The sequence below is a fragment of the Salinispora goodfellowii genome, assembly GCF_059570675.1.
Genome location: NZ_JCANTD010000005.1, coordinates 126,812 through 151,004, shown reverse-complemented (window position 1 = coordinate 151,004; position 24,193 = coordinate 126,812). Strand labels below are relative to the sequence as shown.

The window sequence follows — 24,193 nt, the reverse complement described above, 5'->3', positions numbered from 1 at the left end:
AGGTCGAACGTGGTACAGGCGTACATACTCATCCAGACAGAGGTCGGCCAAGCGCGTGACGTGGCCGGTCAGATCGCGAAGATTACCGGGGTTGTCCGCGTCGACGCCGTCACCGGGCCCTACGACGTGGTGCTGCTCTGCGAAGCACCGACCGTGGACGAGCTCGGCGACCTCATCGTCAGCAAGGTGCAGATGGTGCCGGGAATCACCCGCACCCTCACCTGTTCGGTGGTGCGTCTCTAAGTGAGCAGGCTGCCCGACTCCTCCGAAACCACCACCACCGCCCCCGACGCCGCACCCACCCTCGGGGACGACACCGCCGCCCGCCCGACGGCCACCGGCGGGTCTCCGGGGGGCGGCCGGGAACGCTCCAACCGCGCCGCGGCCCTGATCGCGACGGCGGTCGCGCTCCCGGCCACTGTGCTGGCCGGCGTCCTGGCGTTCAACCAGTTCGCCTCGGATCAGCCGGAATCCGAGCCGGGTGCGTCGGCGACGGCCCCCGGGCCGCTCGCCACCGCCCCGGTGGAGATGGCCGCTCCGGATCTGGCCGAGCGCCCCGCCACCGTCTGCCGCGCCCTGCTCTCCCAGCTTCCGCCGACGATCCGGGAGCTGCCGCAGCGTCCGGTCACCGCCGGCCCCGAGCAGAACGCCGCGTACGGTGACCCAGCCCTCACCGTGGCCTGCGGCGGCGCAGCGCCGGCCTTCGCCGACACCGACAAGCTCTGGTTGGTCAACCGGGTCTGCTGGTACGGCAGCGAGGCGGCGGGCAGCACCGTGCTGAGCACCGTCGACCGGGAGACGACGGTCACGGTCCGGGTGCCCGACGGTTACGACCAGCCGCTGCAATGGGTCTCCCCCATCTCGGAGACGATCACCGCTACGGTCCCCTCCGTTGCGGACGCCCCGGCGGGCTGCCGCCCCGCGTAGACCCCGCCGCCGGGCCGCCGCCGCGACCGGACCTGCCGGGCCGGCCTCCGGCGGCGAGGCGGCTCAGCGCAGCCCGGCCCCGCGGTGCAGGGCGGTCCGGATGAGGCGGCTGATCAGCTTCGGGTACTCCAGGCCGGCGGCCGCCCACATCCGCGGGAACATCGACGACGGGGTGAAGCCGGGCATCGTGTTGACCTCGTTGAGGTAGACATCCAGCTCGGGGGTGATGAAGAAGTCAGCCCGAGCCAGCCCGGCGCAGTCGAGCGCGGTAAAGGCGCGGACCGCGTACTCCTGGACCTGGCGGGTCACCCGCTCCGGCAGGTCGGCGGGGATGTCGTACTCCGAGGCGAGTTCGGCGTCGATGTACTTCGCCTCGAAGTCGTAGAAGTCGTGCTCCCCAACCACCCGGATCTCGGCGAGCACGGAGGCTTCCGGCGTCCCACCGGCCTCGCCCTCCAACACCCCACATTCGATCTCACGGCCGACGATCGCACCCTCGACGAGGACCTTGGAATCGATCTCCCGGGCGGTGGCGACCGCGTCGTCCAACTCCGCCCAGTCGCTGATCTTGGTGATCCCGAAGGATGAGCCGGCTCGGGAGGGCTTGACGAAGACCGGCAGGCCGAGGCGCTGCTTGTCCCGCTCGGTCAAGGTCATGCCGCTGCGCAGCACCGCGTACGGGCCGACCGGAATGCCCTCGGCGGCGCAGAGCTTCTTGGTGAACTCCTTGTCCATGGCGGCGGCGGAGGCGAAGACGTTCGCCCCGACGTACGGGATGCCGGCCATCTCCAGCATCCCCTGGATGCTGCCGTCCTCCCCGTAGGCGCCGTGCAGGACCGGAAACACCACGTCCACGTCGGCGAGAGCCCGGGGCCCCGCGGTCGCTTCGAGTACCAGCAGCCCACTGTTACTCGGGTCAGCGTTGAGCATGATGGCGTCCCCGGACTCCGCGGTGATCTCCGGCAACCGCCGGGCACTGATCGCGAACTGGCCCGGATCGCCTCCGGTCAAGACCCACTGGCCGGCGCGGCTGATCCCCACCGGCACGACCTCGTATTCGTCGGGGTCAAGCGCCGCCAGCACGCTGCCGGCGCTGACACAGGAAATGCCGTGCTCCGGGCTGCGCCCGCCGAACACGACCGCCACACGGGTCTTGCCTGGGGTGGTCACTGGCCCTCACCTCTTCGTCGGCTCGTCGCATCTGCCGGGGCGCTCACCTTGGTGACCTTACTGTGCGTGGTGAACGTCGGCGGGCGATACCCCGTTGAGAGCGCGAGGGCTTGGCAACCAGCCGCCCCACAATACGGTGGGTAACCGGATTTTGGGGATGTATCGGTTTAGCTGGGCAGGAAGTAGGCGACCCGATTGGTTCCGGCAGCCGGATGGGCCGTCGACTACCCGCGAGTACGCCGCCGGCCGATCGCAATCAGCTTGACCCGCTGCCGACCCGCCCGCACCATGCCCAGCGCCATGAACGCTCCCGCGATGCGCTCGGCCGCCTCGCGGCTACTCGCACCCACCACCTGGCGGCGCCGCTCCGGGCTGGCCCGCTCGTCCCGGTCGCAGTCCTGGGAGCGCACATCGGTGAGCACCACCAGGAATCGGGTCAGCGCCACCTGACCGGGCTCGGTGGCGCCACGGCGCTGTCGGGGCAACCGGGCAGTTCGCATGTCGAGTCCCTCCGGACGGCGAGCCATCGGGGCAGCACGCGGCAATCGGGTCCGGGGGAGGGAACCCGACCACCGCGCGCCTCATCCCTCCGAGTCGCTCGCCACCACCGTCGCCACGACAACCGCCAGCGAGGACCTAACAACAGAGTGACACCGCGACAGCCGTGAATGCAACTCTCACCCACGTTCTCTCATTTACCGCCTCCCAAAGATGTGCAAGGATCGATACATGGCCCCGAAAACCGCCCGCGCCCGCCGGCTGGGCATCGCCCTGCGGATGCACCGGGAGGCCGCCGGCCTCACCCTGGAGTCCGCAGCGGACGAAATCAGCAGCACCCGCAGCACCCTGTCCCGCTACGAGAACGCACAGACGCTGGTGAGCCCGGCGGTCGTCCGGGCGCTTCTGACCCTCTACGGTGTCGCGCCAGACGAAATCGCGGCAGCGGCACAGCTCGCCAAGGACGCACGTAAGCCCGGTTGGTGGGTCTCCTACTCGTACCTTCTCGACCGGCGCACCATCGACTTCATCGCGCTGGAGGCCGAGGCCACCGGGATCGCCAACTTCGAGCCCTCCGTGGTACCCGGCCTACTCCAGACCGCCGACTACATCCGTGGCGTGATGCGGGGCGGTCCGCACACCCTGACTGACGACGAGGTCGAGCAGCGGGTCCAGCTTCGGCTCGACCGGCAGCAGCGACTCACCGCACCGCACCCGCCGATCCTCGACGCCATCATCGACGAAGGCGCCCTACTCCGGCCAGTCGGCGACCGGACGGTGATGGCGGCGCAGCTGAGCCACCTGCTGAAGGCGAGCGAGCTGCCCAACGTCACCGTCCAGGTGATCCCACTGACCGCCGGCTATCACCGCGGCACCCGCGGCTCACTGCACATCCTGGAGTTCGCGGACCCCGAAGACCCCGTCATCGCCTCGGTGGAGACGGTCGCCGGCCAGATGGTCCTCGACCGCCCGGGCGACCTCCGCACCTGCACCAAGATCATGGAGCACCTGCGGAGCGTGGCCCTCAGCCCGGCAGACAGCCGGGACCAGCTTCGGCACCTCGTGGAGGGACGGTAGGACCATGACCCCGACGATCGGCTCAGAGCTGACCCGGGCCCACTGGCGCACCAGCAGCCACAGCGGAGACGAGGGAGCGTGCGTCGAGATCGCGACGCTGCCGCAGGTGGTGGGCGTGCGCGACTCGAAGGACCGCAACGGCCCGGCGCTGCTCTTCACCCCCGCAGCCTGGACGACCTTCACCGCCGCGCCACCACGCCGGTGACCGGTCGGGCGGCGGTACTGGTCCCACCGTCGCCCGACCACCGGTAGCCCTCCGGCCGCCCCGGTCACCGCCCCGGTGCCGACGACGCCCGCAGCGCCGCGAGGGCCACCCCCCGGGCCCCGGCCATGTCCCGCTCCGGCACCAGCGCAAATGTCGCCACCGCCGCCTGCTCCTTCCGCAGCACGGTGTGCTCGCGGACAGTGGCGAGGAACCAGTCGCGAAACTCTGGGGCCGCCTCCACCACGCCCCCGCCAACGAAGTAGGCGTGCGGGTCGGCCAGATTCGCCACGAGGGTGAACAGCCGGCCGATCGCCGTCGCCTGCTGGGTGAAGATCTCCCGGGCCAGTGGGTCGCCCCGCTCGCCAAGCCCACGGACCAGCTTCGCGGCCCGCGCCGGCGGCTGCGCGGTAAGCGGATGCCCGGGGAATCGGGTCAGCCAGTACGGCAGCAGGTTACGGGCGATCCCGGTCAGCGACACGACGCTCTCCGCGTCCCCGACGAACCCGCAGCCGCAGACCGGATCCGGCTGACCGGGGCCAAGCAGGCCGGCCAGCGGTAGCTGCACGTGCCCCAACTCACCCGCCATGCCGGCCGCACCGGCGATCACCCGCCCGCCGTCGACCAGCCCACCACCGAGCCCGGTACCGACCACCACGGAGACCGACGAGCGACGCGCCGCATCCGCACCAAAATACGAGTGGTGCGCGTAGAGGGCGGCGGCATTGCCGTCGTTGAGATACACCACCGGCAGGCCGAGCCGCCGCTCAAGTGCACCCCGCACGTCGTAACCCCGCCACTGTGGCGGGGAGAAGTTGGTCGAGCCACGCGAGGAGATCACCCCGGCGGCGCTGGCCGGACCGGGGGTGTCCAGCCCCACTGCCTGGACCAGATCCCGAGCTACCCCGGCCGACGCCAATGCCCCGGCAAAGGCGTCCGCGAGAGCCTCGATCGCCGCCTGCGGACCGGCCTGGACCTCGCTCGGGCTCTCCAGCAACCCGTCCACAAGGAAGCGTCCATCCACCGTCAGAACGGTGGCGTTGTTGCTGGTGCCGCCGTTGTCCAAGCCAACGACCACCGGCGTTGCCGCGCTGCCCACGTTCTGCCCTCCCACTCCGGAGACGATGACGTGAGGCTAGTTCCCACACCAGCGACCCGCCATGGGGAACCGGCGGCGGGTCAGCCGTCGACGGCCCGCAGCGCGGCCGCCACGTCGGCGACCAGGTCGGCGGTGTCCTCGACGCCGCAGGAGAGCCGGACGAAGCCGGCCGGGGTGTCGTCCCCCCACTGGGCCCGCCGGTCGGCCGTGGTGTGTAGCCCGCCGAACGAGGTGGCCGCCGCCACCAGCCGAGCCGCGGCGACGAAGCGGGCGACCCGGTCGGCGTCCCCGAGATCAAACGAGAGCACCCCCGGCATCCGGCGCAGCTGCGCCACGGCCACCGGGTAGGCCGGGTCCTCCGGTCGGCCCGGCCAGCGCAGCCCGGTCACTCCCGGTTGCTCCGCCAGCAACGCGGCGAGGGCCGCGGCGTTCGCGGTCTGCCGGCCCAGCCGCAGGTCGAGGGTGGCCAGGGATCGGTGTGCCAGCCAGGCGTCGAAGGCGCCCGGGACCGCCCCGGTGTGGTCCCGCCACCGGGTCACCGCCGCGAGTAACTCGGCCGACCGGGTGCCAACATACCCGAGCAGCAGGTCCGAGTGGCCGGTGAGCGCCTTCGTGCCCGAGGCCACCACCAGGTCGGCGCCGAGTTCCAACGGACGCAGCCCGAGCGGGGTGGCGGTGGTGTTGTCCACCACCAACAGGGCCCCCGCCGCCCGTGCCCGCACCGCCAACGCGGGCAGGTCGACGACGTCCAGGCCCGGGTTGGCCGGGGACTCCACCAACACCAGACGTACGCCGGTGAGCTCCGGATACGGCCCGGCGGTCGGCGCGAGGAGCACCCGTACCCCGATGCCGGCCAGGGTCTCGGTGGCGAACGCCCGCACCGAGAAGTAGCCGTCGGCGGGGAGCAGCACCGTGTCGCCGGGACGCAACACACTCAGCAGCAGCCCGGTGATCGCCGCCTGGCCGCTGGCGAAGACCCGGCAGTCGCCCCCCTCCAGCTCACCGATCGCCGCCTCCAGCCGCCGCCGGGTCGGATTGTCCGTCCGACCGTAGCCGTTCGGCGCGCCCGCCGGCCCGGCCCCCGGATCGAGGTGGTACGGCGCGGCAAAGACCGGGCCGGGCAGGAACGGATCCCCGGGCACCGGCTCCGGCAGCCCGGCACGGACACAGCGGGTTCCGTCGTTGTCTCCCGGCACCGTCTCACTCCGGCTTCGTCGTACGGCTCATCAGCGCCGCGACCGCACGTCGCGGGTCCCCGCCCTCGTGGCAGACCAGCTCGACCTGCTCGGTGATCGGCATCTCGATCTCGTGTGCCCGGGCCAGATCCCGGATGGCCAGCGCGCTCTTGACCCCCTCGGCGGTCTGCCGGGTGGCGATCCGCGCCTCCTCCAGGGTTGCCCCCCGGCCGAGGTGCTCGCCGAAGGTGCGGTTGCGGGCCGACGGGGAGGAGCAGGACGCCACCAGATCACCCATGCCGGCGAGGCCGGCGAAGGTGAGCGGGTCGGCGCCGAGCGCCACCCCGAGCCGGGCGGTCTCGGCCAGCCCACGGGTGACCAGCATCGCCCGGGTGTTGTGGCCGAAGCCCATCGCGGTGGCGATCCCGTACGCGAGGGCGATGACGTTCTTGACCGCGCCCCCCAGCTCGCAGCCGATCACGTCGTCGTTGGTGTACGGGCGGAAGTACGGGGTGGTGATCGACCGCTGCACGAGGGTGGCCCGGTCCACGTCGGGGCAGGCGACCACGGTGGCGGCGGGCTGCTCGGCGACGATCTCGGGCGCCAGGTTCGGCCCGGAGACCACGACCACCCGGTCGGCGGGGACGCGGGCCGTCTCCATGACCACCTCGCTCATCCGCTTGGTGGTGCCGAGTTCGATCCCCTTCATCAGGGAGACCAGCGTGGCGTCGCCGTGCAGGTACGGGAGCCACTCGGCGAGATTGCCGCGCAGCGTCTGCGACGGGACCGCCAGCACCACCAGCTCAGCACCCGTGATCGCCTCCCCGGCGTCACCGGTGGCCGTCACCCGCTCCGGCAGGACCAGACCGGGCAGGTACTCCGGGTTACTCCGCTCGGCCCGCAGCGCCGCCACGACCGAGGGTCGCCGGGCCCAGAGGGTGACCTCCCGGCCCGCGTCACCGAGGATCTTGGCGAAGGCGGTCCCCCAGGACCCGGCCCCCAACACGGCGACGTGCCCGCTCATGTCGCCGCTCCCGGGCGTTCGGGGCGGCGGGGGCGTTCCCAGAGCGGCGGCGGGTCGGCCTGCCGGACCTCGGCCAGCAGATCGCGCAGACGCAGCATGATGACCTCGGTCATCTCCTCAAGCACCGCCTTCGTCGGAGGGACGCCGGCCCACCGGTCCAGGTCGACCGGGGGCCCGGCGACGACGGTCACCGGAATTCGGGGACGCGGGTTCAGCCGGGAGGTCCGGGGGTCGAACATCCGCTCGGCCCCCCACATCGCCACCGGAATGACCGGGGCGCCAGTGGCCAGGGCGAGCCGCGCCGCTCCGGTCTTGGCCTTCATCGGCCACAGCTCGGGTTCCCGGGTCGTGGTCCCCTCCGGGTAGATCACCACCGCACCGCCGCTGTTCACCACCTCGACCAGGCGGTCCAACGACTGCACCGCGGCCGTGGTGCCGCGCTCGACCGGGATCTGCCAGCAGCGGCGCAAGATCCCGCCGACCAGCGGAATTCGGAACAAGCTGGCCTTGCCGAGGAACCGCGGCCAACGTCCAGAGTCGTAGATGAAGTGCGCGGCGACCAGCGGGTCGGCGTGCGAGATGTGGTTCGGCACGAGGATCATCCCGCCGGGGCGGCGGAGGTGTTCCATGCCGCGCCAACTCCGCCGCGTCCAGATCGTCATCACGGATTTGACCAGCACCACAGCGAACCGTGGCCAGAACCCGCTCCTGCGCCGCGCCACCCACGCCTCCTTCTACCGCCACCGTCCGGCCCGCCGGTACACCCCACCTGGTGCAACGCCCGCGAGGTGAAATCATGCCTGCTCGCCCCGGGTCCGGCCAGTGAGGGTACCGGCACCGGGCTGGCAGGATGGCGGGGTGACCCAGGTGTGGACCGTAGTGGTGCCGGTGAAGCGGCTGGACGCGGCGAAGAGCCGGCTCCGCGGCGCGCTGCCCGGCCAGCCCCACGAGGCGTTGGCGCTGGCCTTGGCGGTCGACACGATCGAGGCGGTACGGGCCTGTCCGGTGGTCGCCGGGGTGGTGGTGGTGACGGACGATCCGGCGGTGACGGCGGCGGCCGGGGCGGCCGGCGCCCGGGTGGTGCCCGACCACCCCACCGCCGGGCTCAACCCCGCCTTCCGGTACGGCGCGGCAGTCGCCGGGGCCGGCTGGATCGCGGGCCTCACCGCGGACCTGCCCGCGCTACGCCCGGTCGAGTTGGCGGCCGCCCTGTCGGCGGCGCGGTCCGGCCCCACGACCCGCCGGTACGTACCCGACGCCACCGGCACCGGCACCGTGCTGCTGACCGCGCCGCCCGGCGTGCCGCTGGATCCCCGCTTCGGGGCCGGCTCCGCGGCCGCGCACGCGGCCAGTGGTGCGCTTCCCCTGCTCGGCGCCGGGCCGACCCTGCGTCGGGATGTCGACACCGCCGTCGACCTGGCCGCGGCCACCCGGCTCGGGCTGGGGGCGCGCACCGCGTCGCTGTGCGGCGCGGCCGCCCCCACCGCCGGCCGGCCCGTGTAGCGTGCCGGTCATGCAGGGCACGGTGGCCACCTATGACGCGACGACCCGCAGCGGCGTGCTCCTCCTCGACGACGGCACCGAGCTGGCGTTTCCGGCGCCGGCCTTCGACGCCTCCGGCCTGCGGCTGCTCCGCCTCGGCCAACGGCTGCGGGTGGAGACCGACGGGGCGGGAACGGTGATTCGCGTGACGTTGCCGACGATGAGCTGAGCAACCCCGACCAAGTTCATTTGGCGTTAACCGGGCTCAGGTCAAGATGGGCGGGTGAGCACCCCTGGCGAGCACCCCGCTGACTCCGTCGCCGGCCGACCGGCGGTTCCATCCCGCGACGGCTCCCGCCCCCGCGGGGCCAACGGCCGCTTCCTGTCCGCCCGGGGCACCGACACCGCCGACTACCCGGCCGAGCCGACCAGCGCCGGACCGGCCGAGCCGGCGGGCACCGGACCGGCCGACGGCGCAGCCGGTCTGGAGGAGGTACTCGACCCGGTGCCGGACCAGCCGGCGCTGCCCGTCGAAGCGCCCGCCGCGCAACCGCTGCCGGACGACCGGTTCCTCAACCGCGAGCTTTCCTGGCTGGACTTCAACGCGCGGGTCCTCGCGCTCGCCGAGGACCCGCGCACCCCGCTGCTGGAACGGGCGAAGTTTCTCGCCATCTTCGCCAGCAACCTCGACGAGTTCTACATGGTGCGGGTCGCCGGCCTGAAGCGACGGCTCTCCGCGGGGCTGCCGGTCCGCGGTGGCGACCGGATGCCGCTGCGCACCCAGCTCGAGCTGATCGCGGAGAAGACCGCCACCCTGGTTTCCCGACAGGCGGCCTGCTTCGTCGACGACCTCCTGCCGAAGCTGGCCGCCACCGGCCTGCACATCCTCCGCTGGGGTGAGCTGTCCGACGCCGAGCAGACCCGATTGCGCACCTACTTCGGTGAGCACATCTTTCCCGTACTCACCCCGCTCGCGGTTGACCCGGCCCACCCGTTCCCGTACATCTCCGGGCGTTCCCTCAACCTGGCGGTCTCCGTCTGCGCCCCGGACGGCGGACCGGAGCTGTTCGCGCGGGTCAAGGTGCCCAACAACGTACCCCGGTTCGTCCGCGTCCACCGCGACCAGCCGGGCGTCCAGGTGCTGCCGGTGGAGGATCTGATCTCGGTGCACCTGGGCCAGCTCTTCTCCGGGATGCAGGTGGTGGAGTGCCACCTGTTCCGGGTGACCCGCAACGCCGAGGTGGAGGTTGACGAGGACCGGGACGAAGACCTGTTGCAGGCCCTCGAACGGGAGCTCGCCCGGCGTCGGTTCGGCCCGTCGGTACGCCTGGAGGTGGCCGCCTCGATCTCCGAACACATGCTGGAACTCCTCGTCCGCGAACTGGACATGGATACCCAGGATGTCCAGCGGGTCAACGGTCTGCTCGACCTGTCGGCGCTGTGGCAGCTCTACGGCGAGGCGGATCGGCCGGACCTGAAGGATCCGCCGTTCGTGCCGGCCACCCACCCGCGGCTCGCCGAGGGCGAGGTGCCGCGCAGTGTCTTCGCCACCCTGCGCGATGGTGACGTGCTGGTACACCATCCGTACCGCTCCTTCGCCACCAGCGTGCAGCGCTTCGTCGAGCAGGCCGCCGCCGATCCGAACGTGCTGGCCATCAAGCAGACCCTCTACCGCACCAGCGGCGACTCCCCCATCGTGGACGCCCTGGTGGACGCGGCGGAGGCCGGCAAGCAGGTGGTGGTGCTGGTCGAGTTGAAGGCCCGGTTCGACGAGATCGCCAACATCGGCTGGGCGCGGACGCTCGAGCGCGCCGGGTGCCACGTCGTCTACGGCCTGGTGGGCCTCAAGACGCACTGCAAGACGGCACTGGTGGTCCGGCAGGAGGGCAACCAGATCCGCCGCTACTGCCATATCGGCACCGGCAACTACCATCCCAAGACCGCCCGGCTCTACGAGGACTTCGGCCTACTCACCGCCGACCCGGAGGTCGGTGCCGACCTGACCGACCTGTTCAACGTGCTAACCGGCTACAGCCGGCAGACGACGTACCGGCAGCTGCTGGTGGCGCCGCAGGGAATCCGGAGCGGCCTGATCGAGCGGATCGAGCGGGAGGTCACCAACGTTCGGCTCGGCCAGTCGGGGCTGGTCCAGTTCAAGGTGAACTCGCTGGTCGACGAGGAGATAACCGACGCGCTCTACCGGGCCTCCCAGGCTGGCGTCCACGTGGACCTGCTGATTCGGGGCATGTGCACGCTCCGCCCCGGTGTCCCGGGCCTGTCGGAGAACATCCGGGTCCGCTCGGTCCTCGGCCGGTTCCTGGAGCATTCGCGGGTCTTCCGGTTCGGCAACGACGGCGACGCCGAGTTCTGGATGGGCTCGGCCGATCTGATGCACCGCAACCTGGACCGGCGGGTCGAAGCCCTGATACGGGTCAATGACCCGGTGGCCCGGGCTGAGCTGGATCACGTGCTGAGCGCCGCGTTCAGCCCCGACGTGGAGGCGTTCGAGCTGGACGCGGAGGGCAGCTGGCACCGGCGCGTGGGCACCGGGGACGACCCCCGGGCGCACCTGCAGGAGTTGCTGTTACGCCGAGTTGGCAGCACGGCCCTACGCTAGCCAGATGGCGAGCGGGCTCCGAGCGGCCGGCGGGCTCGGTGCCGGCTGGGCCCAGGCCCGACGGCTGGCGCCGCTGGTGGCTGTGGTGGCGCCGGTACGCCTGCTCGCCGCGTCGGCCCGGCGCTGCGCCCAGACCCTCAGCCCGGTGGCGAACCTGCTCGACCTGCCCGTTGAGGTAGCCGAAGACCTGGACGAGCCGCGGGCGGGCCAGAGCCAGGACGAGTGCGCGTTGGCTGCTCGCCTTCGCCGGCGCGACTCTCTCCTCGCCGCCGACCCCTTGTAGCGCATCGGGGGCGCCCACCGTGTTGGTGGACGCCCCCGATGGTGCCGGCTCAGCGCGTGGTCGCCCGCTTCGCCGGCGCCTTCCGCGCGGTGGCCTTCGTGGCCGCCGCGCTCTTCCGGGCCGCCGTGGACTTCGTGGCGGGCGCCGCCTTCTTCGTCGCGGCCTTCCGCGCCACGGTGGTCCTCGTCGCCGTGGCGCGCTTCGCCGGAGTGGCCTTGGCCGCGGCGGTCTTCGTCGCCGCGGTCTTCTTCGCCGGGGTGGCCTTGGCCGCGCTGGCGCGCTTCGCCGGAGTGGCCTTGGCCGCCGCGGTCTTTTTCGCCGCGGTGGCCTTCGCGGCAGTCGTCTTCTTGGCAGCGGTGGTCTTCGTCGCCTTCGCCGCGGTGGTCTTCTTGGCCGCGGCGCCAGTGGTCCTGGCCCCGGCCGCCTTGGCGGCGGTGGTCTTCTTCGCCGCTGTGGCCTTCGGCACCTTGCCGCTGGCCACCATCTCCTTGAACCCGGTACCCGGGCGGAACGTCGGGACGGAGGTCTTCTTGACCTTCACCGCCTCGCCGGTCCGTGGGTTGCGCGCTGTTCGGGCGCCCCGGACACGCTTCTCGAACGCTCCGAAGCCGGTGATCGATACCTTCTCACCCTTGGTAACCGCCGCCTGGACCTCAGTGAGGACCGCGTCGAGCGCGGCCGTCGCCGTCTTCCGGTCCCCCAGGCGAACGGCGAGCGTCTCGATAAGCTCGGCCTTGTTCACGACTTCCTCCCGATTGTGCAACTGACTCGACGCGAGCCATTCTGCGCGCACGTTATGCCCTGTGCTGGCGCTACACAAACATTCGACAGAAAAAGAGCCTTGTGTCGCAACAGATTCGCCCCCACCAGCGACGCCGGTGGGGGCGACTTTCCCTCGCGGGGCGGGGCAGGCGGCTATGTGATGGTCGGTAGGAACGGCCGCCGAGACGCCTCGAAGGCACCGATCAGGGGTTCGTGCCGAAGCGTGAGTCCAATGTCGTCCATGCCCTCCATCAGCCGCCAGCGGCTGAACTCGTCCAGCGGGAACGCCCAGGTCGCATCCGCAACCTGGACCCGACGGGCGGCGAGGTCGACGGTGATCGGCGTGCTCGGATCGGCCTCGACGCGATCCCAGATCTCTTCGACCACTTCCAATTCCAACTCGACCGGCAGCAGCCCGCCCTTGAGCGCGTTGCCCCGGAAGATGTCACCAAAGCGCGGGGCCAGCACGACCCGGAAGCCCCAGTCCCGCAAGGCCCAGACGGCATGCTCTCGGGACGAGCCGGTGCCAAACTCGGGACCAGCAACAAGAATCGAGGCACCAGAATATGATTCATTGTTAAGGACGAACGCCCGCTCCTCCCGCCAGGCACTGAACAAGGCATCCGCGAAACCTGTTCGCGTTACTCGCTTCAGGTGCACGGCCGGAATGATCTGGTCGGTATCCACATTCGAATGGCGTAGTGGCACGGCGGTGCCGGTGTGGATGGTGAACTTCTCCATCAGCGGTGTCCCTTGCTACAGATCGGCGGCGGCCGCCAGCCGGCCCGCCACCGCGGTGGCCGCGGCGACCGGCGGGGAGACCAGGTGGGTACGCCCACCCCGGCCCTGGCGGCCCTCGAAGTTACGGTTCGAGGTCGAGGCGGCGCGCTGGCCCGGCCGGAGCGTGTCCGGGTTCATCCCCAGACACATCGAGCAGCCCGCGAAGCGCCACTCAGCGCCGGCTTCGGCGAAGACCTTGTCCAGCCCCTCCGCCTCGGCGCTCTCCCGCACCGCGGCGGAGCCCGGCACGACGAGCATCCGCACGCCTGGGGCCACCCGGCGCCCGCGCAACACGTCGGCAGCCGCCCGCAGGTCCTCAATCCGGCCATTCGTGCAGGAGCCGACGAAGACCACGTCAACGGTGAGGTCCCGCAGCGGGGTGCCGGCGGCGAGGTCCATGTACTCCAGCGCCCGACGGGCGGCGGCCCGCTCCGGCTCGGTGGCGAACTCCTCCGGGTTTGGCACCCGCGCGTCCAGCGACGCGCCCTGCCCCGGGTTGGTGCCCCAGGTCACGAACGGCGTGACCCGGCTCGCGTCCAGGGTCACCTCGGAGTCGAACGTCGCACCCGCGTCGGTGGGTAGCGTCCGCCAGTACGCGACCGCCGCCTCCCAGTCGGCGTCGGAGGGGGCGTTCGGCCGCCCGTGGAGGTAGTCGAACGTGGTCTCGTCCGGGGCGATCAGCCCCGCCTTGGCGCCCCACTCGATGGACATGTTGGCGACGGTCATCCGCCCTTCCATGGACAGCTTCCGGATCGCCTCGCCTCGGTACTCCACCACATGGCCACGGCCACCACCGGTACCGACCTGGGCGATCAGCGCGAGCACCAGGTCCTTCGCGGTAACACCCGGCGCGAGGTCACCGACGACGTTCACCGCCATCGTCTTCGGTCGGGCCTGCGGCAGCGTCTGGGTGGCGAGCACGTGCTCGACCTCACTGGTACCGATTCCGAAGGCCAGCGCACCGAAGGCACCATGGGTGGCGGTGTGCGAGTCGCCGCAGACGATCGTCATCCCGGGTTGGGTCAGGCCCAACTGCGGGCCGATGACGTGGACGATTCCCTGGTTCCGGTCGCCCAACGGATGCAGCCGCACCCCGAACTCGGCGCAGTTGCGGCGCAGCGTCTCGAGCTGCGTTCGAGAGGTGGGATCGGTGATTGTCAACAGGTCGCCGCGGCGGGACTGGTGCGAGGGGTCCGCGTACCCGGTGGGGGTGTTGTGATCCTCGGTCGCGATCGTCAGATCGGTGCGGCGGACCCGGCGACCGGCGAGGCGCAGCCCGTCGAAGGCTTGCGGGCTGGTCACCTCGTGGAGCAGGTGCAGGTCGATAAAGAGCAGGTCGGGCTCGCCCTCGGCGGATCGGACGACGTGCGAGGCCCAGACCTTCTCGGCCAGGGTCCTCGGCTCAGGAGTGACTCCCACCATCTGGACATCCTAAATTCTGGGAGGTATGTTTCGGCTTGTGGGACACAGTATGAGCGGTGTCGGCGTTCTCGACAAGGCGGTGGTCATCCTGGCCGCCTGCGTGGACGGCGCCAGCCTGGCCGAACTCGTTGAACGCACCAAGCTGCCCCGGGCAACCGCACACCGACTGGCGCAGGCGTTGGAGATCCACCGAATGTTGGTACGCGACACCCAGGGACGATGGCGCCCCGGCCCCCGCCTGGGTGAGCTGGCCAACGCCGCGCCCGACGTGCTGCTGACCGCGGCCGAGCCCCTACTCAGCGCGCTCCGGGACGCCACCGGGGAGAGCGCGCAGCTCTACCTGCGCCGGGCCGACGAGCGGGTCTGCGTAGCCGCCGCCGAGCGGGCCAGCGGCCTGCGGGACACCGTGCCGGTAGGCTCGGTACTACCCATGATCGCCGGCTCCGCGGCGCAGATCCTGCTGGCCTGGGAGCCACCGGAGGCGGTCATGCCGCTCCTGCCCCGTTCGAAGTTCACCGGTCGCGCGCTCGCCGAGGTCCGCCGCCGCGGCTGGGCGCAGAGCGTGGCGGAACGGGAGGCGGGGGTGGCGAGCGTCTCCGCGCCGATCCGGGATCGCACCGGACGAGTGATCGCCGCCGTCAGCGTCAGCGGCCCCATCGAACGGCTCGGCCGCCGTCCCGGCGAACGCCATGCGATGGCGGTGGTCCGAGCCGGCCAGCGGCTCTCCGGCCTGTAGCCCACCGGCCTTTGGTGACCGAAACCAACAGGCCCGGCTCGCGATGGCGAGCCGGGCCTGTTGCGGATGAGTAGCCCCGACCGGATTCGAACCGGCGCTACCGCCTTGAGAGGGCGGCGTCCTGGGCCGCTAGACGACGGGGCCAGGAATTTTCCCGAACAACCACTCAACTGAGCGGTACGGGGGATAGTCTACCGGCACCGGCCGGACCACCCACGGCGGGGGCAGGACAGCCCACGGCGGGGGCAGGACAACCCGGGACGGGGCGGTGCACCCCGGGACAGGGCGGTGCACCCACGCCGGGCAACCCTCCCGATGCCGGACGAAACCGGTCCGGGACACCGGGACGAACCCGGCCCGAGGTGATCGGTTAACCCGGTCCGGAAAACGGAAAAGCCCGCCCCGACAACGGGACGGGCTCACACCGCTTCTGTAGCCCCGACCGGATTCGAACCGGCGCTACCGCCTTGAGAGGGCGGCGTCCTGGGCCGCTAGACGACGGGGCCAGAACCTAATGCTTCCCACCCAGCGGGTGGGAAGCATTCCAACAGAGGCGAAACCTCCGCTGGAACCAGCGGTCACGACTCAACCGAGCCGGGACAGCGCTGGGGTACCAGGACTCGAACCTAGACTAACTGAACCAGAATCAGTCGGGCTGCCAATTACCCCATACCCCATCGGCGCCTCGCAGCGCCGGGCACAAACATTACCCTCCCCCCGCCGCAGGGCCAAATCGCCCCCGACAGAACGCGCTTGAGCTGCAGAAACCTCGCATCGGATCAGCTGGCCGGCAGCACCGGGTTCGTCAGCTCACCGACCCCCTCGATCCACACGGTGACCGTATCCCCGTCCACGAGCGGACTAACCCCGGCCGGCGTGCCGGTCAGGATCACATCACCGGGAAGCAGCGTCATCACATGTGAGACGTACGACACCAGGGCCGGCACGTCGAAGACCATGTCCCGGGTCCGGCCCAGCTGGCGGACCTCCATCTCCTCCGGATCGCGACCCACCTCACACCGGATCTCCAGGTCGGCGACGTCAAGGCCGGTGGTGATCCAGGGGCCGATCGGGCAGAACGAGTCGAAGCCCTTGGCCCGGGTCCACTGCCCGTCCGCCCGTTGCAGGTCCCGCGCGGTGACGTCGTTGGCGCAGGTGTAGCCGAAGACCGCGCGGGCAGCGGCGGCCCGATCGGCCCGCCGGGCACCGGGTGCCCCGATCACCACGGCCAACTCGGCCTCATGCTCGACCTGCTTCGACAGCGCCGGCAGCCGGATCGCGTCCCGCGGCCCGATCACCGAGGTGGACGGCTTGAGAAAGAGCAACGGTTCCTGGGGCACCTCGGCGCCGTGCTCCGCCGCGTGCTCGGCGTAGTTACGGCCGACGCAAACAACTTTGCTTGGCAGGATCGGCGAGAGCAGACGGACGTCGGAGAGCGCCCACCGGGCGCCGGAGAAGGTGATCCGTCCGAACGGATGCCCCTCGACCTCAGCGATGGTCAGCCCCTGCGGACCCGCCTCCGGCTCCCCCTCGACGACTCCGAACGACATTCCCTTGGTATGAGCGAAACGAGCGATACGCACCGGGACAATCTATCCCCGGCCTGGCGCCCGGGCGCAGCCGCAGGTCGGATGCCGCGTGGCGCGCCGCGCACCCTACGCCATCACCACCCGCCGAGGCCCGGCTTCGCCACTTCCTACCGCCCGGCGTGACACCGCCCTAACGTCGGCTCCGGAGGTTCGTTCGTATGCCTGCATCGACACGACACCACAGGGCCCTCGCCGGGTTCGTCTACTGCCTCGGCATCCTCGCCGCCGTGCCGGCGCTACCCGGCCCGGCCGCCGCACAGCCGCCCGCCGCCCGACCGTCGGCCCCGCCCGCGGCAGCCACGGCGCCGGCCGGCCAGCCGTCCGCGGAGCCCTCCGCGGGGCCGGACCGGCCAGCCGCGCCGCCGGCGTTGCCGAGCCCAACCCGGGCGGCGGTACCACCACCGAAGCCGCCGGTCACCGTACAAGTCGCGCCGGAGAACACCGCCGCACCGAGGTACCGGATCCAGGTCCGCAACGACGGGAACCGCCCGATCTCCACCACCGTCCGGCAGGAACTCCCGCCGGGCACCTCGGCGACCTCGATCACCGACGGCGGCCGTCCCAGCCACCACGGCGGTACGGCCGGAACAGAGGTCACCTGGAATCTGCGGCTGCCCGCCCGGAGTACCACCACGCTCCGTACCGAGCTCTCCGGGCCGGCGGGTGCGCCCCTGACCGCGCCCGCCTGCGCCTTCGCCGCCGGTGGCGAACGCCCGTACGACTGCGCGACCGCGACCTGGCAGTCCGCGCCAACGCCGGCGGCGGCCGAGCCGGAACCACCGGTGTGGCAGCGGCCGGCTGCACTGCTCACCGGCCTCGGTGGGCTCGCCGCGCTCGCCGTCGGCGGCTGGTGGACCTGGCAGCGGCGGCGGCGCCCGACGCAGGTCCCGCGGCCCCAGCCGGAAGGTCGCGGAAGTATCTATCCGCGACCGGCAGCACCGACCGCTCCGGCACGCCGCCGCCGGCCCTCGACCTGGCTACTCATCCCGGTCGCCGCGGTGGTACTGGCCGGCACCGTGGGCGCGGCGGCCTGGACCGCCACCCGGAAGGCCACCGCCGTCGACACCGACTCCCATCCCAGCAGCGGCGCCTGGATCGGCACCGCAGCCGCAGGGGCGGTCGGGGAGCCGCTCCGCGAGGCGGCGTTCGAGTTCACTGTCTACCGGATCAGTTGCCAGCGGGCCTCGGCGGCACACACCTGCGCCGCGACCGTCGGGGTCCACAACCGCACCCCGGAACAGCAGAGCTGGCACGGTCAACTCCAGCGGGCGTACCTCGCCGACGGTAACTTCGTCAACACCGACGAGCCGGCGACCCGCCGGGTGAACCAGGGTCGGGACGTGTTCGCCAAGCCGTTGGCCGGCGGCAGCCGAATGGTCCTCCCGCTGGTCTTCCGGGTGCCCGGCCAGCAGCCACCAACCCAACTCGAGCTACGCAGTGGGGTGTTCTCCGCCGGCGTTCGGGTGGACGTGCCCTGACGCCGGTCCGGCCCACAGTCGTGACGTTCGGGCCGTTCAGCTGGCCTCAGCCGATGGCTCCGGCAGGTACGTCTGGTACTTCTTCTTGATCAACGAGTTGTAGGCGTAACCCCAGATCCGGGTCCCCCGGAAGGTCCAGACCCGGCCGGCCCGGACATCCACGACGGCCGGCTGGGCCATCGCCCCGAAGCCGGACAGATTCAGCCGGTACGCCTGCTGGGTCAACGCCGTCGCCGCGGGAGCGGCGGCCTCCGTCACCAGGACCGGCAGCACGAGGACGCCCGACTGCACACCGCGCCACTGGCCCTTGCGGTCCAGTCCGAGCCGCACCACGTCATCAACGAAGGTCCGCAGATCACGCTCCTGCACCCGGTGCATCGTCGCGACGACCGTGAAGACGTGGATCCTGGCCAGCAGCCGCACCTGAGACCGGTAGCCGACCACGACCGGCGCCGCACCGAGGCGCTCATCGGTCACCGTGCATCCGTCGGCCACCAGCCGTTGCCGGACCGTCGCCACATAAGCATCTGGCGCTACCATCGCACGTCGGCCCCTTTACGACTCGCCACCGATCGAGCATAGAAAGGTCGGCACCCGAAGGACCGGTGTCCGCCCTTTCTCGCACTTCTTGGGGACCGCCTGCCGGCCGGTCCTGGGCTGACGTGCCCGAACCGGAGCGCGAAAGCAGCCGTACCCTGGGCGGGTGACCGCCGCTTCACCCCCACCGGAGACCGTGCTCGAACTGCCGACCTGGCAGGCCCGACGCCGGGCGCACCAGGAGCGGATCGACGGGTGGCTGGCCCCACACCTGGCCCGCCGCCGCCGGGGCGAGAAGCATCCGGTACAGGACTTCCTCTTCACCTACTACTCCAACCGGCCGGCCCGGCTCCGCCGCTGGCATCCCGGCGCGGGGGTGGTGCTGCGCGACGCGGACCCGGCCGACTTCGGGGCGGACTACCGCGCCGGCGCCGCCGGCGCCACCCTCGACGCCCCGGCGGTACGCGCCCGACGGGCCGAATCGATCACCTGGATCCGGACCCTGTTGGCGGCCACGGCCGGCCGACCGCCGCAGTTCGGCTGCTTCGGAATGCACGAGTGGGCGATGGTCTACCGGCAGACCCAGGACGAGGTCCGGCACAACGCCTGGCCGTTGCGGATGAGCCCGGCGCAGGTCGCCACGGTCGTCGAGGAGCGGGGAGTGCGGTGCAGCCACTTCGACGCGTACCGCTTCTTCACCGCGCCGGCCCGGCCGCTGAACCTCCTCCAGCCGACCCGGGACAGCCAGCACGACCTGGAGCAGCCCGGCTGCCTGCACGCCAACATGGATCTCTATAAGTGGGCGTACAAACTTTCCCCGCTGGTTTCGTCCGAGCTGGTGGCGGAGTGCTTCAAGCTGGCGGGGCAGGTCCGCACCCTCGACATGCGCGCCTCGCCGTACGACCTGACTGCCCTGGGCTACCCGCCGGTTGCGGTCGAGACCCCACCGGGACGGGTGGAGTACGCGGCCGCCCAGCGCGGTTTCGCCGAACGGGCCGCCCGGCTGCGCACCCGGCTACTCGACGCGATTGACCGGTGCGACACGTAGGGACAGATGTGCTAACTTAGCCACCGCCGTGCCTGACCACTGCCTGAGGAGGTGAGTCCGATCAACGCTGGAACAGGTCGGGACTCCCTCCCCCGCATGGCCTAGGGAGCGCCCGCACAAGGCACCCGTGAAAGGCCCCAATCGGCATGTCCATTCGCGAGGAATCTTTCTCCGTCAACGGCGTTCCCGCGGTCCGGTGGACCGCGGAGACTGACCCCACCACCGCCGGTCGCCCCCTGATCCTCATTGGCCACGGCGGTGGTCACCACAAAACCCACCCCGCCGTCCTCCACCGTGCCCACCACTTCGTACGCAGCGGCTTCGCGGTCGCCTCGGTTGATGTCCCGAACCACGGCGACCGCCCGACCGACGACCACTACCAGCGCATGGCCACCGAGATTCGGACCCGCGCCGACTCCGGGGCAGAGCTGGCCCCACTGCTCACCGCCTTCCACGCCCGGGTCGCCGAGCAGACCGTCGGGGAGTGGCAGGCCGCCCTGGACCACCTCGAATGCGGACCCGTCGGCTACTGGGGCATCTCGCTGGGCTGCGGGCTCGGCGTTCCGTTCGTCGCCGCCGAGCCCCGGGTCCGCGCGGCAGTGCTCGGCCTGGGTGGCGCCGCGGCCCCGGCGCTCCGGGAAGCCGCCGCACAGATCACCGTACCGATCGAATTTCTGGTCCAGTGGGACGACGAGCGAGTGCCACGCGAGCAGAGTGTGGCCCTCTTCGACGCGTTCGGCTCTGCCGACAAAACCCTGCACGCCAACCCGGGCCGGCACGGCGACCGGCTCCCCGAACACGAGTTGGACAGTGCCGTCCGGTTCTTCACCCGGCACCTGAGGCCGCCGGTGACCGGCGCCGCCGAAGCGGCGCCGCCCACTGGCCGACCCGGCTGATCCGGTCAGTCGCCGTCAACGCGGCGGTCCCGCTTGCGCTGGGACCGCCGCTTCTTCTCGGCCAGTCGACGCTCCTTGGCCGCGCGGGAGGGCCGGGTCGGGCGACGACGCTTCGGCGGCGGTGCGATCGCCGCGCGGAGCAGCGCGGCCATCCGTTCCCGGGCGGCCTCCCGGTTGGCGAGTTGGGCGCGGTGCTCGCTGGCGGTCACGGTGAGGACGCCGTTGACGAGTCGCCCGGCGAGGCGGTCGAGGGCCCGGGCGCGCAGCGGCTCCGGGAGCCCCGGTGCGGCGGCCAGATCGAAGCTCAACTCCACCCGGGAGTCGGTCGTGTTGACCCCCTGGCCGCCGGGCCCGGACGACCGGGAGAAGCGTTCCCGCAGCTCGGCCTCGGGCACCACCCACCGATCGTGCACCCGCAGCCCACTGTCCACGCTTCCGAGGCTAGCGCCTGGGCCCCGGTGCGCACCGGGCAGGCCGGTACACCGGGCCGGCGGATCGTTTCCGGGGTCCGGCCCCGCCGGCCTCAGCCCCCCTTACCGATGATCGTGTCGGCGGTCTGCTGAACCTGGTCGATCGGGATGGCGAACCCGATCCCGATCGAGCCGTTGCCGTCGATCGTGGCGATCGCCGTGTTCACCCCGACCACCTCACCGCGCGCGTTCACCAGCGGCCCGCCGGAGTTCCCCGGGTTGATCGAGGCGTCGGTCTGCACCGCCGTGTGCCGGTTGTCACCGAGGCGCACCTGCCGGTCCACGGCGCTCACGATGCCGGCGGTCACCGTGCCGGCGAGGCCCAGGGGCGAGCCCACCGCCAGCACCGGCTCACCGACCCGGGTCGTCCCCGGCTTGGCCAGCGGCAACGCCGTCAGACCCGCGGACGACGGTATCCGCAACACCGCGAGGTCACTGCCGGGCTCCCGGCCCGCCACCTCAGCGGCGAACCGTCGCCCGTCCGGCAACTCCACCGTCACCGAACCAGTTCCCCCCTTCGCCAGGATGTGGTCATTGGTGATGATGTGCTGCTCGTCGTCGACGGCGAAGCCGGAGCCGGTCGCGGAGGCGCCGTCGTCGCCGGCGGCCAGCACCGAGACCACTCCCGGGACGGTCTGCTCGGCGGCGGTCACCAGCTCCGCCGGGACCGGCGCGGCCGAGGCGGCTTCTGCCCCGGGCGGCCCGTCCTGGCTCGCCACCAGGCCACCGGCCGCGGCCCCGGAGACGCTGGAGATGGCCACCAGCGCCAACCCGAGCAGCAGCCGGTGCTGCCAGCGGTGCGCCCCGCCCGCCCGGGCCCAGCCGGACTGGTCTGGCCAGGGTCGCCCTTCCGGGCCCAGCTCGGGCGAGATGAACCAGGGGCCACGCGGTTCGCCCAGCCCGCTCTGCACTGCCATACCCACGCTCCTCGTGTCGATCGGCCGCCCGCACCCAGCCACCCGGCGGCTCAGGGCAGGCGGGAGAACCAACGCATTGAGCCGGCCGCCGCTCCCAGCGCGAAGACCAGGCTGAGGCCGATGAACCGGGCCGAGACATCCTGTCGCTTGGTGCGGTACCCCACCGAGCTGCCGATGTCGTCATATACCGCTCGCAACTCCTCGACGCTGACCGCCTCGTGGAACTGCCCGCCGGTCTCCCGGGCGACCGCGTCGAGGGTCTGCCCGTCCACCGGCACCTGGATCGGCCGACCACCCCGGTCCACGTAGCCGGAGGCGGTGCCGAAGGCGATGGTGTGCACGGGGACCTCCATCTCCACCGCGTCGGCCGCCGCCTCCATCGGATCCATGCCGGAGGTGTTGGCCCCATCGGAGAGCAGCACGACTCGGGCCGGCGGCGGGTCCGTCGCCGCCTCCCCGTCCAGCGCCTTCACCGCTCCGAGCGAGGTGTTGATCGCCTCTCCGATCGCGGTGCCCTGCACCCCGGTCGCCCCCTCGAGCAGCCGATCGATCCCCTCGTCCAGCGCCTCCCGGTCGGTGTCCGGCGGCACCAGGACGGCGGCGCTGCCGGCGAAGGCGACCAGGCCCACGTTGAACTCGTCGGGGAGACCCTCCACGAAGCGACGGGCCGACTCCTTGGCGGCGCTGAGCCGGTCCGGCTCCACGTCCCCGGCGAGCATCGAGGTGGAGACGTCCACCGCCACCATCACGGTCGCCCGTTCCCGGGGAACCCGCACCTCGGCGGTGGGCCGAGCGAAGCCGACCACCAGCAACGCCAACATCGCCAGGAAGAGCCCGGCCGGCACGTGCCGGCGCCAGACCGGTCGCTGTGGTGCCACCCGGTCCAGCAGCCGCAGGTTCGTGAACCGCACCGCGTACTGGCTCCGGCGACGCTGTAGTAGGACGTAGCCGACGGCCAGCCCGAGCACGGCGAGCAGCAGCCACAGCCGGGTCGGCGAGAGCCAGATCACCCGCTACCTCCCCTCCCGGCGGGGACCGGGACGGTCGCCAGCCGGCGTTGTTGGTGCACGTGCCGCACGATGTCGGCGACCCAGTCCCGGTCGGTCCGCAGCGGCAGGTGCGCCGCCCCGCCACGGCGTAGTGCCTGGCGTACCTGGTCCCGCTGGGCGGCAGCCGCCGTGGCGTACCGCTGGCGCAGCCCGGGGTCGCCGGTCCAGACCTCCCGCCGCCGGCCGCTCTCCGGGTCCATCAGGGTGACCAGGCCAACGTCGGGCAGCTCCCACTCCCGCGGGTCGGTTACCTCCACGGCGAGCACCTGGTGCGCAACGGCGAGCCGCCGCAGGAGCTGTTCCCAGGGGGCGGGCTGCCCGGGCGATTCGGGCAGGCCATCCAGGAAGTCCGAGATCACCACCACCAGCCCGCGGCGGGTCGCCACCCGGCGTACGCCATCCAGCGCGGTGGCCAGGTCGGGGGGCGCGAGCGGTGCGGTGTCCTGGTCGTACCCGCCGTGCCGGGGAGCGGCCAGCAGCATTCGAAGCAGCCCGAAGAGATGGGTACGGCCGCTGCCGGGGGCGTGGCGGCGGAGCCCGGTCGGGGTGAGCACCGACGCGCCGAGCCGGTTGCCCACCCCGGCGGTGAGGAAGCCCACTGCCGCGACGGCGGCCACCGCGAGTTCCCGCTTGTCCAGTTCGGCCGTGCCGTACTCCATGCTGACGCTGGCGTCTACCAGGAGCCAGGTGGTGAGTTCCCGGTCGGCGTCGAGCTGACGTACGTGCGGCACGGTGGTCCGGGCGGTCACCGCCCAGTCCATCCGGCGGACCTCGTCCTCACCGGGCCGGTACTCCCGACTGCCGGCTGGTTCGCTGCCCGGCCCGGGGAGCAGCCCTTGGTATCGGCCGTGCAGCAGGCCGTCGAGCCGCCGGGTCACGGCCAGCTCGAGCCGGCGTAGCCGCCGGTCCCCGGCCAGGTCGGCCAGGCCGGGGTCCGGCGACACCGGGCCAGCGG

General features: G+C 71.8%; 26 protein-coding genes, 3 tRNA genes and 1 pseudogene. 12 read left to right on the top strand and 18 right to left on the bottom strand.

Annotated elements, in window-relative coordinates:
- Positions 1-9: 9 nt before the first annotated feature.
- Positions 10-243, top strand: coding sequence for an Lrp/AsnC ligand binding domain-containing protein (locus T398_RS08180; protein ID WP_018218919.1), 234 nt, complete (start codon positions 10-12; stop codon positions 241-243).
- Positions 244-927 carry a DUF3515 domain-containing protein gene (locus T398_RS08175; RefSeq protein ID WP_496445746.1) on the top strand — a complete coding sequence of 228 codons (684 nt, stop codon included), beginning with the start codon at positions 244-246 and terminating at the stop codon, positions 925-927.
- A 63-nt stretch (positions 928-990) separates the two neighbouring features.
- Here T398_RS08175 and T398_RS08170 read toward each other — a convergent pair whose 3' ends face one another.
- Positions 991-2,097 (bottom strand): D-alanine--D-alanine ligase family protein, encoded by a 1,107-nt coding sequence (locus T398_RS08170; protein ID WP_496445745.1) that lies wholly within the window; start codon positions 2,095-2,097, stop codon positions 991-993.
- 224 nt (positions 2,098-2,321) lie between these two features.
- Entirely contained in the window at positions 2,322-2,597 is a 276-nt protein-coding gene (locus T398_RS08165) for a hypothetical protein (RefSeq protein ID WP_496445744.1), read from the bottom strand.
- Between the two features lie 229 nt (positions 2,598-2,826).
- Here T398_RS08165 and T398_RS08160 point away from each other — a divergent pair, with 229 nt between their 5' ends.
- Both T398_RS08160 and T398_RS08155 read left to right on the top strand, forming a co-directional pair.
- Complete coding sequence (locus T398_RS08160) at positions 2,827-3,672, top strand: helix-turn-helix domain-containing protein (protein WP_496445743.1); 846 nt, start codon at positions 2,827-2,829, stop codon at positions 3,670-3,672.
- Positions 3,673-3,676: 4 nt separating this feature from the next.
- Positions 3,677-3,877: a DUF397 domain-containing protein gene (locus T398_RS08155; protein ID WP_496445742.1), complete on the top strand. Its 201-nt coding sequence runs from the start codon at positions 3,677-3,679 to the stop codon at positions 3,875-3,877.
- A gap of 64 nt (positions 3,878-3,941) precedes the next feature.
- Here the strand turns inward: T398_RS08155 and T398_RS08150 are convergent, their stop codons facing one another.
- From T398_RS08150 to T398_RS08135, 4 genes are all read right to left on the bottom strand, one after another.
- Complete coding sequence (locus T398_RS08150; protein WP_496445820.1) at positions 3,942-4,952, bottom strand: ROK family protein; 1,011 nt, start codon at positions 4,950-4,952, stop codon at positions 3,942-3,944.
- Between the two features lie 101 nt (positions 4,953-5,053).
- Positions 5,054-6,169: a cystathionine gamma-lyase gene (locus T398_RS08145; RefSeq protein ID WP_496445741.1), complete on the bottom strand. Its 1,116-nt coding sequence runs from the start codon at positions 6,167-6,169 to the stop codon at positions 5,054-5,056.
- 4 nt (positions 6,170-6,173) lie between these two features.
- The gene (locus T398_RS08140) at positions 6,174-7,172 is read right to left on the bottom strand and encodes an NAD(P)H-dependent glycerol-3-phosphate dehydrogenase (protein WP_496445740.1); all 999 of its coding nucleotides are present in this window, start codon (positions 7,170-7,172) and stop codon (positions 6,174-6,176) included.
- Entirely contained in the window at positions 7,169-7,894 is a 726-nt protein-coding gene (locus T398_RS08135; RefSeq protein ID WP_496445739.1) for a lysophospholipid acyltransferase family protein, read from the bottom strand. Before T398_RS08135 ends, T398_RS08140 begins: the two co-directional genes overlap by 4 nt.
- A gap of 136 nt (positions 7,895-8,030) precedes the next feature.
- Between T398_RS08135 and cofC the strand changes: the two genes are divergently transcribed.
- The 4 genes and pseudogenes from cofC to T398_RS08115 form a co-directional block, all read left to right on the top strand.
- On the top strand, positions 8,031-8,675 hold the full coding sequence (gene cofC, locus T398_RS08130; RefSeq protein ID WP_496445738.1) for a 2-phospho-L-lactate guanylyltransferase: 645 nt from the start codon (positions 8,031-8,033) through the stop codon (positions 8,673-8,675).
- A gap of 10 nt (positions 8,676-8,685) precedes the next feature.
- Positions 8,686-8,883: a hypothetical protein gene (locus T398_RS08125; RefSeq protein WP_018740399.1), complete on the top strand. Its 198-nt coding sequence runs from the start codon at positions 8,686-8,688 to the stop codon at positions 8,881-8,883.
- Positions 8,884-8,937: 54 nt separating this feature from the next.
- Entirely contained in the window at positions 8,938-11,271 is a 2,334-nt protein-coding gene (locus T398_RS08120) for an RNA degradosome polyphosphate kinase (RefSeq protein WP_496445737.1), read from the top strand.
- A gap of 40 nt (positions 11,272-11,311) precedes the next feature.
- A pseudogene (locus T398_RS08115) lies at positions 11,312-11,518 on the top strand (histidine phosphatase family protein); the annotation flags it as partial.
- A gap of 85 nt (positions 11,519-11,603) precedes the next feature.
- Here T398_RS08115 and T398_RS08110 read toward each other — a convergent pair.
- The 3 genes from T398_RS08110 to leuC all read right to left on the bottom strand — a co-directional run bounded on the left by T398_RS08110 (position 11,604) and on the right by leuC (position 14,518).
- On the bottom strand, positions 11,604-12,296 hold the full coding sequence (locus tag T398_RS08110) for an HU family DNA-binding protein (protein WP_496445736.1): 693 nt from the start codon (positions 12,294-12,296) through the stop codon (positions 11,604-11,606).
- 173 nt (positions 12,297-12,469) lie between these two features.
- The gene (gene leuD, locus T398_RS08105; RefSeq protein WP_496445735.1) at positions 12,470-13,057 is read right to left on the bottom strand and encodes a 3-isopropylmalate dehydratase small subunit; all 588 of its coding nucleotides are present in this window, start codon (positions 13,055-13,057) and stop codon (positions 12,470-12,472) included.
- Between the two features lie 15 nt (positions 13,058-13,072).
- A complete protein-coding gene (leuC, locus tag T398_RS08100) occupies positions 13,073-14,518 on the bottom strand; it encodes a 3-isopropylmalate dehydratase large subunit (protein ID WP_496445734.1) in 1,446 nt (481 codons plus the stop codon).
- Between the two features lie 49 nt (positions 14,519-14,567).
- On the opposite strand from leuC, the gene T398_RS08095 reads away from it, so the two are divergent.
- Positions 14,568-15,254, top strand: a complete 687-nt coding sequence (locus tag T398_RS08095) for an IclR family transcriptional regulator (RefSeq protein ID WP_496445733.1) — start codon at positions 14,568-14,570, stop codon at positions 15,252-15,254.
- Positions 15,255-15,325: 71 nt separating this feature from the next.
- Here T398_RS08095 and T398_RS08090 read toward each other — a convergent pair.
- From T398_RS08090 to T398_RS08075, 4 genes are all read right to left on the bottom strand, one after another.
- Positions 15,326-15,398 (bottom strand) — tRNA-Glu (locus tag T398_RS08090).
- 289 nt (positions 15,399-15,687) lie between these two features.
- Positions 15,688-15,760: transfer RNA gene (locus T398_RS08085), tRNA-Glu, on the bottom strand.
- Between the two features lie 99 nt (positions 15,761-15,859).
- Positions 15,860-15,931: transfer RNA gene (locus T398_RS08080), tRNA-Gln, on the bottom strand.
- Positions 15,932-16,033: 102 nt separating this feature from the next.
- A complete protein-coding gene (locus T398_RS08075; protein WP_496445732.1) occupies positions 16,034-16,837 on the bottom strand; it encodes a fumarylacetoacetate hydrolase family protein in 804 nt (267 codons plus the stop codon).
- A gap of 164 nt (positions 16,838-17,001) precedes the next feature.
- Here T398_RS08075 and T398_RS08070 point away from each other — a divergent pair, with 164 nt between their 5' ends.
- Positions 17,002-18,321, top strand: a complete 1,320-nt coding sequence (locus tag T398_RS08070) for a hypothetical protein (RefSeq protein ID WP_496445731.1) — start codon at positions 17,002-17,004, stop codon at positions 18,319-18,321.
- A gap of 36 nt (positions 18,322-18,357) precedes the next feature.
- Here the strand turns inward: T398_RS08070 and T398_RS08065 are convergent, their stop codons facing one another.
- On the bottom strand, positions 18,358-18,861 hold the full coding sequence (locus tag T398_RS08065; RefSeq protein ID WP_496445730.1) for a hypothetical protein: 504 nt from the start codon (positions 18,859-18,861) through the stop codon (positions 18,358-18,360).
- Between the two features lie 163 nt (positions 18,862-19,024).
- On the opposite strand from T398_RS08065, the gene T398_RS08060 reads away from it, so the two are divergent.
- Both T398_RS08060 and T398_RS08055 read left to right on the top strand, forming a co-directional pair.
- Positions 19,025-19,906, top strand: a complete 882-nt coding sequence (locus tag T398_RS08060) for a 3-methyladenine DNA glycosylase (RefSeq protein WP_496445729.1) — start codon at positions 19,025-19,027, stop codon at positions 19,904-19,906.
- Between the two features lie 146 nt (positions 19,907-20,052).
- A complete protein-coding gene (locus tag T398_RS08055; protein ID WP_496445728.1) occupies positions 20,053-20,802 on the top strand; it encodes an alpha/beta hydrolase in 750 nt (249 codons plus the stop codon).
- Between the two features lie 5 nt (positions 20,803-20,807).
- Here the strand turns inward: T398_RS08055 and arfB are convergent, their stop codons facing one another.
- The 4 genes from arfB to T398_RS08035 all read right to left on the bottom strand — a co-directional run bounded on the left by arfB (position 20,808) and on the right by T398_RS08035 (position 24,182).
- Positions 20,808-21,233, bottom strand: coding sequence for an alternative ribosome rescue aminoacyl-tRNA hydrolase ArfB (gene arfB, locus T398_RS08050; RefSeq protein WP_496445727.1), 426 nt, complete (start codon positions 21,231-21,233; stop codon positions 20,808-20,810).
- Positions 21,234-21,325: 92 nt separating this feature from the next.
- The gene (locus tag T398_RS08045) at positions 21,326-22,189 is read right to left on the bottom strand and encodes a S1C family serine protease (RefSeq protein WP_496445726.1); all 864 of its coding nucleotides are present in this window, start codon (positions 22,187-22,189) and stop codon (positions 21,326-21,328) included.
- A gap of 50 nt (positions 22,190-22,239) precedes the next feature.
- Positions 22,240-23,199 (bottom strand): VWA domain-containing protein, encoded by a 960-nt coding sequence (locus tag T398_RS08040; protein ID WP_496445725.1) that lies wholly within the window; start codon positions 23,197-23,199, stop codon positions 22,240-22,242.
- Complete coding sequence (locus T398_RS08035; protein ID WP_496445724.1) at positions 23,196-24,182, bottom strand: DUF58 domain-containing protein; 987 nt, start codon at positions 24,180-24,182, stop codon at positions 23,196-23,198. Before T398_RS08035 ends, T398_RS08040 begins: the two co-directional genes overlap by 4 nt.
- Between the last annotated feature and the right edge of the window lie 11 nt (positions 24,183-24,193).